At 70.9% G+C, this 10,384-nt stretch carries 12 protein-coding genes and 1 tRNA gene; 2 read left to right on the plus strand and 11 right to left on the minus strand.

What is annotated here, in order from left to right:
• On the plus strand, positions 1-511 hold a 511-nt coding region (locus tag ABEA77_RS32870), incomplete at its 5' end, for an SCO7613 C-terminal domain-containing membrane protein (RefSeq protein ID WP_425588444.1).
• Between the two features lie 53 nt (positions 512-564).
• Here the strand turns inward: ABEA77_RS32870 and ABEA77_RS32875 are convergent.
• Together ABEA77_RS32875 and ABEA77_RS32880 are read right to left on the minus strand one after the other, a co-directional pair.
• A tRNA-Val gene (locus ABEA77_RS32875) sits at positions 565-636 on the minus strand.
• A gap of 123 nt (positions 637-759) precedes the next feature.
• The gene (locus ABEA77_RS32880) at positions 760-1,764 is read right to left on the minus strand and encodes a DMT family transporter (protein ID WP_345655684.1); all 1,005 of its coding nucleotides are present in this window, start codon (positions 1,762-1,764) and stop codon (positions 760-762) included.
• Positions 1,765-1,912: 148 nt separating this feature from the next.
• Here ABEA77_RS32880 and ABEA77_RS32885 point away from each other — a divergent pair, with 148 nt between their 5' ends.
• On the plus strand, positions 1,913-2,365 hold the full coding sequence (locus ABEA77_RS32885) for an Lrp/AsnC family transcriptional regulator (protein ID WP_345655686.1): 453 nt from the start codon (positions 1,913-1,915) through the stop codon (positions 2,363-2,365).
• A 17-nt stretch (positions 2,366-2,382) separates the two neighbouring features.
• Here the strand turns inward: ABEA77_RS32885 and ABEA77_RS32890 are convergent, their stop codons facing one another.
• From ABEA77_RS32890 to ABEA77_RS32930, 9 genes are all read right to left on the minus strand, one after another.
• Positions 2,383-3,474, minus strand: a complete 1,092-nt coding sequence (locus ABEA77_RS32890) for a histidinol-phosphate transaminase (protein WP_345655688.1) — start codon at positions 3,472-3,474, stop codon at positions 2,383-2,385.
• 92 nt (positions 3,475-3,566) lie between these two features.
• Positions 3,567-4,553 carry an ornithine cyclodeaminase family protein gene (locus ABEA77_RS32895; RefSeq protein WP_345655690.1) on the minus strand — a complete coding sequence of 329 codons (987 nt, stop codon included), beginning with the start codon at positions 4,551-4,553 and terminating at the stop codon, positions 3,567-3,569.
• A gap of 94 nt (positions 4,554-4,647) precedes the next feature.
• The gene (locus ABEA77_RS32900) at positions 4,648-5,241 is read right to left on the minus strand and encodes a prephenate dehydratase domain-containing protein (protein ID WP_345655692.1); all 594 of its coding nucleotides are present in this window, start codon (positions 5,239-5,241) and stop codon (positions 4,648-4,650) included.
• Between the two features lie 52 nt (positions 5,242-5,293).
• Positions 5,294-6,271, minus strand: a complete 978-nt coding sequence (locus ABEA77_RS32905) for a branched-chain amino acid transaminase (RefSeq protein WP_345655694.1) — start codon at positions 6,269-6,271, stop codon at positions 5,294-5,296.
• Entirely contained in the window at positions 6,268-7,692 is a 1,425-nt protein-coding gene (locus ABEA77_RS32910; protein ID WP_345655696.1) for a phenylacetate--CoA ligase family protein, read from the minus strand. Before ABEA77_RS32910 ends, ABEA77_RS32905 begins: the two co-directional genes overlap by 4 nt.
• Before the next feature lie 122 nt (positions 7,693-7,814).
• Positions 7,815-8,234 carry a DUF2000 domain-containing protein gene (locus ABEA77_RS32915; RefSeq protein WP_345655698.1) on the minus strand — a complete coding sequence of 140 codons (420 nt, stop codon included), beginning with the start codon at positions 8,232-8,234 and terminating at the stop codon, positions 7,815-7,817.
• Between the two features lie 10 nt (positions 8,235-8,244).
• Positions 8,245-8,538, minus strand: coding sequence for a Dabb family protein (locus ABEA77_RS32920; protein WP_345655700.1), 294 nt, complete (start codon positions 8,536-8,538; stop codon positions 8,245-8,247).
• Positions 8,420-9,478 (minus strand): menaquinone biosynthetic enzyme MqnA/MqnD family protein, encoded by a 1,059-nt coding sequence (locus ABEA77_RS32925; protein ID WP_345655702.1) that lies wholly within the window; start codon positions 9,476-9,478, stop codon positions 8,420-8,422. The genes ABEA77_RS32920 and ABEA77_RS32925 overlap by 119 nt, the downstream gene beginning before the upstream one ends.
• Positions 9,475-9,792, minus strand: coding sequence for a chorismate mutase (locus ABEA77_RS32930; protein WP_345655704.1), 318 nt, complete (start codon positions 9,790-9,792; stop codon positions 9,475-9,477). Before ABEA77_RS32930 ends, ABEA77_RS32925 begins: the two co-directional genes overlap by 4 nt.
• Positions 9,793-10,384 lie beyond the last annotated feature (592 nt).

Below are 10,384 nucleotides of genomic sequence, written 5' to 3' on the forward strand. Positions count from 1 at the left end.
TGTGGCGGGCACGTACACGGCGGCCGGGCTGCTGGTCGCGGCGGTGTGGGTGTGGCTCGCGCGGGCGGGCGCGTCGGCCCCCGAGGCGTACACGGCGCCGGTGGCGCTGCCGTTGCTCGCGGTGGGCGCGGTGCGGCGGCGCGCGGACCCCGCGGCGTCGTCGTGGGCGGCGTACGGCCCGGGGCTCGCGCTCGCGCTGGTGCCGAGCCTGGGAGCGGCCTGGCTGGACGCGCACTGGCTCCGTCCGCTGCTGCTCGGCCTCGCGGCGCTCGCGGCGACCCTGGCGGGCGGCAGGCGCGGCCTGCTCGCGCCACTCGCGGTCGGCGGCGGGGTGCTCGCGCTCGACGCGCTGCACGAGCTGGCGCCGTACGTGGTCCAGGTGGCGGGCCTCGTGCCGCGCTGGGTGCCGATGGCGCTCGCGGGCGCGCTGCTGCTCGCGGCGGGCGCGACGTACGAGCACCGGCTGCGGGACGTCCGCAGGCTGCGCGCGGCGCTCGGCCGCATGCGCTGAGCTGCCCGCACACGGCGAAGCCCCCGGAGGGCCTCCGGGGGCTTCGTACGCGGTGGGCGATACTGGGTTCGAACCAGTGACCTCTTCGGTGTGAACGAAGCGCTCTCCCACTGAGCTAATCGCCCGCGTGCGGCAATAGGTTACCCCATGTCAGGGGGTGCCTCCGCACCGCTTTCCGCCCCCGCGGCCCCGCGGGCGGTGATGCGGGACCGCGGGGGGCACGAGGCCGCCCGGCCCCGCGCACCCGCTCAGCGCTGCTCCTCGGGCGGCTCCAGGCTGCCGCCGCCCCGGTCGACGAGGCCGAGCATGACACCCCCGACGATCACGATCCCGCCCGTCGCCTGCGTGAGTTGGACGCTCTCGCCGTTGATGAGCACGGCGCCCAGCACCCCGAACGCGGGCACCAGGTTGAGGATGTTGACGGCGACGGACGACTTGAGCGCCTGGAGCCCGTAGTTGTAGAGGAGGAAACCTCCGACCGAGCAGCCCACGGCGAGGTAGACGAGAAGCGCGGAACTGGTCAGGGACGGCACCGACCAGTGGGACGCCTCGAAGAGGGACGCGAGCAGGAAGCCCGCCGCGCCGGCCGTCATCTGGTGGCAGGTCACGCTGACGGCGTCCCGGCCGCCGGCGAGCTTGCTCACCAGGTTGTAGAGCGCCCAGACCATCCCCCCGAACAGCAGGAGGATGTCGCCGAGCCACCGCTGGCTGCCACCCACGGCCGCTCCGTTGCGGACGACGAGGTACGCGCCCGCGGCCGCGACCAGCACGGCGACGATCCTGGCCACCGGCATGCGGATGCGGAAGATCGCCAGTTCCAGCAGCATGGTCATCAGCGGGTACGAGGCCACGATGAGGGAGGCGTCGGAGGCGGTGGACAGTTCGACGCCGAAGTTCTCCAGGATGAAGTACACCGTGATGCCGAGCAGTCCGCTGAGCCAGGTCAGCAGGCGCTGCCGCCCCGTCGGGCGCTCGATCGGACGGCGCCTGGCCACGAGGCGCGTCATGGCGATGAGCAGGAGGGCGGCGAAGGTGAACCTGAGCGCCCCGATGGTGAGCGGGCCGACGTCCGAAAGCACTTCCTTCGTCACGGCGTAGGAACTGCTCCACAGCAGGGCCGCACCGACGACGGCGACGATGGAGAGGACCTTGGTGCGCCGTGCGCTCCGGGCGGCGGGTGCCTCGGCCCGCTCCGCCGAAGTGGCGGGGGCCGTGGTCGCCGCCCTCGGCCTGGTAGTCGTCTTCTCCGTCACCTTCGCCCTCTTCTCCCACGCACCGCCGTTCGGAAAAACAATCCGATCAACGCGAATTGCCCCCTCATATGCTTGGCAATCTAGCAGCTGAACGGCAACATGGACGGGTCAACGAATTATATTCGGCCCCAGGAAGAGGTGGCTCAGGGTGGACGAACTAGATTCGGCGCTTGTCCGGCTGCTCCAGGAAGATGGTCGGCGCAGCAATCGCGATCTCGCACGAGAGCTCGGCATCGCGCCGTCCACCTGTCTGGAGCGCGTGCGCTCGCTGCGGGCGCGGGGCGTCCTTCTCGGCTTCAGGACCGAGGTCGACCTGCCCTCCCTCGGCCGGGGGCTCCAGGCGGTGATCGCGGTGCGGGTGCGTCCGCCGAGCCGCCGGGTGATCGAGGAGTTCCGCGCCTTCGTCGAGGCCATGCCCGAGGTCCTCTCGGTGTTCGTGCTGACCGGCGGCGACGACTTCCTCATCCATGTCGCCGTCCGGGACACGGAGCACCTGCACTCCGTGGTGCTCGACGAGCTGACCAAGCGCACGGAGCTGGCCGATGTGCGGACCTCGGTCGTCTACTCGCACATGAGCCGCAAGGTCGTCGCGCCCGCCTGAGGCGGGGCCGCCTGCCGTCAGGAGGGGTCAGGCACCCGGGCCGCCGCGGGCGCGACGGACAGCAGCAGGTCGTTGGCCTCCCGGCCGCCCACCGTGACGCGTACGCCGTCGCCGGGGAAGGACCGCGTCAGCAGACCGTGTGTTTCCAGTTCCCGCGCGAAGGCGTCGGCGCCCGCGCCGAGCGGGAGCCACAGGAAGTTCGTCCTGCTCTGCGCGACGGGCAGGCCCTGGCCGACCAGCGCGTCGCGCAGGCGGTCCCGTTCCTTGGTGATCTCCTCGACCCTGGCCCGCAGTTCGTCCTCCACGGTCAGGGAGAACAGCGCGGCCTCCTCCGCGATGCGTCCGACCCCGCAGGGCACGGCGCACTTGCGCAGCGCCTCGGCCACGGCCGGGCTCGCGAAGCCGTAGCCGACCCGCCAGGCCGCCAGGCCGTACGCCTTGGAGAAGGTCCTCAGGGTGATGAGGTTCGGGCGCTCCCGGTGCAGGGCGACACCGTCCACGGCGTCAGCGGTACCGCTGAACTCGACGTACGCCTCGTCGAGTACGACGAGCACGTCGTCGGGGATGTCGTCGAGGAACGCCTCGACCGCGGCGCGGCCCACCGCTGTGCCGGTCGGGTTGTTCGGCTCGCAGAGCAGGACGGCACGCGTGCGCGGTGTGACGGCAGCGGCGAGTGCGTCGAGATCGTGGGTGTGGTCGCGCAGGCGCACCTCGACCGGTCTGGCACCCGCCATCCGCGTCACGATGGGATACGCCTCGAACGAGGGCCAGGCGTAGACGACTTCGTCCCCCGGCGCGAGGAACGCCTGGCCGATCTGCTGGTAGATACCGACCGAGCCGGGCCCGGTGACGACGTGGTCGAGGGGCACGTCGTACTTGTCGGCCAGGGCCCCCGCCAGCCGGGTGGGGAAGATCTCGGGGTAGTGGTTGCTGCCGTCGGACGCGCGCGAGATCGCCTCCCGGACCGACGGCAGCGGCGGGAACGGGTTCTCGTTGAGGAAGAGGCGGTACGACGTCCCACGGGCCGGCGGCCGCGGCGGCTTGGGCACGTAGGCCGGGATGCCGTCGAGAGCGGTGCGGGGCGCCGGTGATGAGGCGAAACGGCTCATGGAGGAAATCCTTCCGCGGCGGTGGTTGTGCCGCCGCCTTGCTCGGACACGGTCTGACCGCCGCGGGGCACACGGCGCCGTGCGGGTCGCCCTCAGTCGAGGGTGAAGCGGTGTCCCAGGTGCGCCTTCTCGGCGGCCCTGGCGATGGCGAAGCCCGACATGATGTCCTGGACGCCCAGCCCGAGGGACTTGAAGAGGGTGATCTGACGGGCGTCCGAGCGGCCCGGGTGCTTGCCGAGCAGCACCTCGCCCAGCTCGGCGAGTATGTGGTCCCGCGAGACCAGGCCCTCAGCGACGGGGTGGTGCAGGTCGCCGGACTCGGCGAGGGCCGACTCGCGGCTGTCCACGAAAAGCGCGGCTCGCGCGACCGCCCCCGACGACAGCTCCCGGTGGTCGGCGAACGACGCCCCCACGGCGTTGACGTGCGCGCCCTCGGCGATGTCGGCCGCTTCGAGAAGGGGCTCCCGCGCGGCGGTCGTGGTGCAGACGAGGTCCGCGCCCCGGGCCGCCTCGGCCGGTGTCCGCGCCGCCTCCACCCGGAGGCCGAGTTCCGCCGCGGCCCACTGGCGGTACGCCTCGGCGTGTCCCGGCGTGCGGCTCCACACCCGGACGCGGCGCAGCTCGCGCACGGTCCGCATGGCTTCGAGGTGGCTGCGCGCCTGGACCCCGGAACCGAGGATCGCCAGGTCGCCGGCGCCGGCCGGGGCGAGCGTGTCCGTCGCGACGGCGGAGACTGCGGCCGTACGGATCGCCGTGACGGCGCCGGCGTCCATGAGTGCGAGCGGCTCTCCCGTTTCGGGGTCGAAGACCATGACGATCCCGATGTGCAGGTCGAGGCCGCGTGCCGGGTTGCCGGGTTTGAGGACCATCGCCTTGAGACCGAAGCCCGCGAGATCGTCGCCGCCGACATGGCCGGGCATGGTCCCGAGCAGGTCCTCGCTCGCCGCGGGCCGCAGGATGGTGCGCAGCGGCTGATCGGTCAGTCCGCCGCTGTAGCGGCGCAGGGCTTCCGCCATCACCTCGACGGCGTGGTGCATGGGGTACAGGCTGTGAACGGTTGCCCGGTCTATCAGCAGCATGCGCAGGCTCCTTCGTGACAGGCGCGGGTGGTTCGGAGGGCCCGCCGGGGCCGCGCGGGTCCTGCGCGGCCCCGGCGGGGCGTCACGCGGGTGGTCAGTCGCTCGTGCCGAGCTGGAAGACGGACCAGAGCATCCGGATGGGGCGGGTACGGGAGATGAACTGCAGGTGGTTCGCCTTCGCGGCGGGCTCGGTGGTGAGGGCGAGGTCGGTGTCGAGGGCCTGTGCCTTCGCGGCCGCGGCGCTGGTCGAGTCGGTGAGCACGAGTTCCGCCGCGCGGTACTCCTCGGGGATGAGCTCCTCGATCAGCGGGACCGGTGCGGGGTGGGAGGCGATGCGGGGTCTGCTGCCCACGGCGTGGCCGGGCGACACGGCGATGCCGTACTGGGGGGTGTCGAAGACGAAGGCCCCCGCGAGCCGGAGCCTGGGCGACATGTAGAACGTGTTGACGTGTGCGTAGGCGTTGGCGACCAGGAGGTGGGTGGCCGTGCCGTCGAAGACCGCGGCGCCGGCCCGCTCGTAGGTGTCGTAGAGCTCTATGGTGGCGGGACCGCTGGTCCCGCGGTCGGCCCACAGGTATAAGGCCGCCTGCTCGCTGCTGGTTCCCCTCGGTCCCAGCGTGGCGATGGAGGCGACGGTGCCCTTCTCGGCGTCGGGGCCTATCCAGTGCTGTTGCAGTGTGTCGGGCATGGGGATGCTCTCCGTTCGTGGTGCGTGGACCCGGTACGGGCGCGGGCTCGACTCAGCCGGCGGGCAGGAGCCAGTCGGCGTGCCGCGGGTCGTCCCCGCGGACCAGCTTCTGGTAGGCGTCCAGAAGCCGCGTGGTGAGAGGGCCTGGAACGCCGGCTCCGACGGCGCGGCCCGCGACCTCGGTCACCGGCACGACCTCGGACCCGGTTCCGGTGAGGAAGACCTCGTCGGCGGTGGAGAGGTCGTGGCGGTCGAGGTCGGCGAACTCGCAGCGGACGCCGAAGTCCTCGGCGAGGCGGATCACCGTGTCGCGGGTGATGCCTTCCAGGAGGCCGGCCGTGACCGGCGGCGTGACCAGCCGGTCACGGACGACGGCGAACACGTTGGACGTGCTCGCTTCCGCGACGTTCCCCGCGGCGTTCAGCAGGATGGCGTCGTCGTAGCCGCCCGCGCGGGCCTCGTCCACGGCCAGGGCGCTGTTGAGGTACCCGCCCGTGGCTTTGGCCCGCACCGGCAGGACGTCGGCCCCCGGCCTGCGCCACGAGCTGATCGCGCAGCGTATCCCCGAGCGGTCGGTGTAGGAGCCCATGGCGAAGGCGATGACCGACAGCGCGTCGGTCACCCCGCGCAGCTGGACACCGGGCGGGGTGCCCGGCATCAGGGACCGCTTGTAGGCCAGCGGGCGGATGTAGGTGTCCTCGGAGAGGCCGCTGCGGCGCAGCAGTTCCGTGGTCAGCTCGACGAGCTCCTTCACGTCGAGACCGATGTCGATGTGCAGGGTGCGGGCGCCGCTCAGGAAGCGCTCGTAGTGTTCCCTGGCCCGGAACACGGCCGGCTCGCCGGTGGAGCGCTGGACGTAGGCCCTGATGCCCTCGAAGACGCCCGTGCCGTACTGCAGCGCCTGGGTGGACACGGGTACCTGCGCCTCCCGCAGCGGCACGAAGGCGCCGTCGTGGTAGGCCACGGCGGCGACGGCCGGCCCCCGCGGCTGCCGCTCGCCGGGGCCGTCGTGGGCCGGCGCGCCGGTCACTGGGCCCGTCCCGCGGTCAGGGCGAGCGCGGCCGCCCGCTCGTGGTCGGGGGCGGAGCCCCGCCGGTCCTCGATCCTCGCGGCCTTCCAGCTCACCATCGCGCCGGTCGTGGTGATGGGGCCGAGGGGCCCGTACGCGAAGGAGACCTCGACGCCCAGCCGCTCCCGGCAGTCGCGGACGACGGACTCCTCGTCGACGCGCACCTCCGGATCGCCCTCGGGGACTTCGAGGCGCAGGGTCAGGGTGTCGCGGCCCTCCACCTCGTCGATCACGATCTGGTAGTCGAGGTAGCCCCGCGGATGGGCCAGCAGCAGGTTTTCGAGGTCGTAGCCGTTGACGCGGTTGCCGCCGATCACCAGTTCGTCGCGGGTGCGGCCCAGCACTTCGAGCGTGGGCGCGGGGAGCGGCGAGCCCGCGGCGGCCGGCGTCAGCCTGACCAGGTCCCCCGTGCGGTAGCGGATCAGCGGCTTGCTGCCCTGGTAGAGGGCGGTGAGCACCAGCTCACCGTGGAGTACGCCGTCGCTCGCGGGCTCGACCGCGCCGCCCGTGACGGGATCGATCACCTCGTACACGTTGAGCAGGGGGGCGGTGTGCAGGAGGCCGTCGGCGGCCGCCGCCCCCATCACGGAGGACTCCTGGGACCCGTACAGCGCGTTGTAGGCGCGCGCGCCCCACACCGCGCCCACGTTCTCCAGGAGGCTCGGCGAGGCCAGCTCCCCGGTGCACATGATCACGTCGAGGTGGAAGTCGCGCCGCGGGTCGAGACCGGCCGCCCTGGCCTTCTTCGCCAGCGAGAGCGCCATACCCGGCGTGCTGAACAGCGCGTTCGCGGGCAACTCGCGCAGGGTCTTCAGGGCGCGGTCGTAGCCGACCATGGGCGAGTGCGGCCACATCTTGGCGACGGCGTGTCCCAGGTTGCGGCAGACCTCGCCGAAGGTGTCCCCGAAGGCGTGCAGTTCGGTGGGGCCCGAGACGCCGACGACGAGGTTCTCACCGTATTGCTTGAAGATCGTCTCGTAGTAGACCGTCAGCGTGGTGTTGTTGTTCAGCGAGTCCACGTTGTCCCGCGGGCACGGGGTACTCCGGCCGGTCGTCCCGGTCGTCTCGTAGAAGATCCATGCCTTGTTCAGCGGCTGGGAGAGCACCGCCTCGAACTCGTTGCGCAGGTCGTCCTTGGTCGTGAACGGTACGGACGCGAGCTGCCGCGGCGTCAGCGCCGTGATCGACGCGGGGTCGACGTCGGCCAAGTGCCGCTTGTAGAACGGGGAGTTGTCCTTCACGTAGGCGACGGTGCTGCGGAATTGGGAGAGTTGCCAGGCCGCGAGGTCCGCTTCTGGCATCTCGCCCCGGACATATGCGTAGTGCCGGTCGCGTATGTCCCGTGCGACGCGGGCGATTTCCTCGTTGAAGACAGTGAACACCGTTACTCCTGAATGCTCGACGAGCCGGTGGTCCACGCCGCGCCCCCGCACACCCCCCTACCGGGCTCCGGCGGCGGAGGACGTCCGCCACCGGAACCCGGGGGGGTGAACCCGAGGGGTGGTCAGCGATACAGCGGCAGACTGCCGGTCAGCTTGTTCACTGCCGACTTGCCGCCGCACACGGCGATGGCGATGTACGGCAGCTCTGCGGCGGTGACACGGCTCGTTCGGTCCGTGTACTCGTCGTAGCTCCGTGACGACTGGGCGACCTCGGTGAAGTCGACGACCAGGACGTCAGGGAACTCGGCGGATTTCAGCACGATGTCGCGCAGCGCAGCCCGGTCTCCGCGGAGGATCGGCAGCGGGATGCTGGTGATTCCGTGGTGGGAAACCCCGTCGGCATCCTTCACGTCTTCACCGATGATTCCCTCGGTGAGATGTCCGACGGAGAGCGAAAGGGCGGCCACGGCATTCATGGCGAGCCCGGTCGCGATGTCCCCGTCGACCACGAAGGTGCACTTGTCTGCATTACTGAACGACATGGTCTCCTACTTACTCTTCGATATCTGCGATGACCCAGTCACTGATCTCCCTCCAGATCGCTATGGCTTTCTGGTGGAAAGGATCAACGAGGTAGCGTTCGAGGGCGTCCTCGTCGTCCACGAGACCGATGACAGCGAGATCATAGGCGATGGGCCGTGACGACACATTCCTGCCCACGGTCCACTCACGCAGTTCCGGAACCTCGGCTCCCACTTGCCGGCAGACACGCTCCGCCTCCTGCGCCGCGGGCGTTTCCCACGTGATCCCGTCCTTGAATTTGAACAGTACGATGTGCCTGATCATTTTCCTTCTCCTGACGAGTGGCCGGGGGCCGGGGAGGTGGTGGCGTGCCTGTTTCACCGGGCGCGAGGCCCGGCGCGAACTCGGGTTCGAGTCCCGCCGGCACCTCGCCGTGCGCCGCGGCCCTGCGGGAGAACTCCCTGATCGCTTCGAGCTGCCGTTTCCCGAACGTGTAGTCGATCGCCCGGTAGTAGCGCAGCAGGACATCGAAGGGGACCGGGCCCGCGGGCGAGCCGAGCGACTCCCGGTGGGCCGCTGCCGCGACCGCGAGGGGCGCCAGACGCGCCCGGTCGACCGCCGCGGCCAGGGCCTCGTGCACCGCGCGCACCTGTGGCTGCCGCTCCTGCGCGTACTGCCTGCGCACGGCCCAGACGGCGAAGACCATGGGCAGCCCCGTGCAGCGCCGCCAGAGCTGCCCGGCGTCGTGCAGGGCGAGGCCGGGCCGCTTCGCCACGGTCAGCCGCAGGGCGTCGTCGCCTATGAGGACGGCCGCGTCCGCGGCGGCCAGCATGGCGTCCAGGTCCTGACGGTGCGCCACGTACCGGGGCCTGACGCCCACGAAGTCCTCAAGGAGCATGCGTACGAGCAGCACGGTGCTGCGACTGGTGGTGGAGAGCGCGACCGTGGCGCCGTCCAGTTCGGCCGGGGACGCGCCCCGCGTCACCAGATGGCACGAGAGCACGGGCCCGTCGCTGCCGATGACGGGCCCCGGGAGGAGCATCAGGCGGTCCGTGTTCCTGAGGTACTGCACGAGGCTCACGGGGCTCACGTCAAGAGTGCCGCGCGTCAGTTCGCGGGCCAGGGCCTCCGGAGGGGCCGACAGGACGCCGAAGTCCTCACGCGCGCCGCCGTCCGCGAGCGCCCAGCGGAGCGGAGCGCAGTTGAGGAAGGAGATGTCACCCAGCCGCGGACGCGCGGGCGGGGTGAGCGGCAGGGGCGTCACGTCGCCGTGACGGCGGGGGTGTCGGGCGACTCGCTCCGCCGGCTCCCGTCGCCCGGCCGGACACCGCGGCAGAACTCCAGCACGCTCATCGCGATGGCGGCGCCCGGCCGTCCGAGCCGGGCCGTGTACTGCTCAAGCACCGTCATTTCCCGGGATAAGACCGTCCTCGTGCCTCCCTGGCCCACCCGTAAGGACTGAATTCTCCGGGAAATCTGAGACCGCTGTTCCAGCAGTTCGATGATGCGCAGATCAAGCTCGTCGATTTCTTCGCGATGCGCCGCTATCGCGGAAGCGCCAGGGTTTTCCTCTGTCACGATGCACACCTCTCCCACCGAACGACCACCACCCTGCCACCCATAGATCAGAAAGGCTCCGACGGGGCGTATTTGCGTGATGACTGAGAGCAATCCTACGGAACGCGCCACGATGCGCAACAGACTGTGCCGCGCATCACACACGAGTAATCGAAGGTGACCGGAAAACAGCCGTGGGCCCGGTCGGCGCGGAGATCGCGCCGGTCACGCGGGGCGGCCGAAAAAAACCGATCATGGCGCGAATCCCGCACAGCGACCGGAACCGTTCATTCTCCATTCACAGAGAGGAGGGCAAATAAGGAAGAGCTCACCCGACCGTTGCCCGAACCAACCAATCCGGCCGCGCGTGGCCCATTGTCCGAATTGCGCCGCACATGCGTATGGCATGATCTCCGTCAACCCCGCCGCACCGGCCTTTCCGGCCGTATGTGCCGTGCGGGCCGCCTCTCGCGCCGCCGACGCGGACGAGGCGGCGGCTACGGTGGGTCCATGACGACTGAGACACCTGCCTCCGTTCGCCGAGAGGCATGGAGTTCCCTCCCCGCTGCGCAGCAGCCGTCGTATCCGGATCAGGAGGCGCTGCGTGCGGCGG

This window comes from Streptomyces tremellae (assembly GCF_039540215.1).
GTDB lineage: Bacteria > Actinomycetota > Actinomycetes > Streptomycetales > Streptomycetaceae > Streptomyces > Streptomyces tremellae.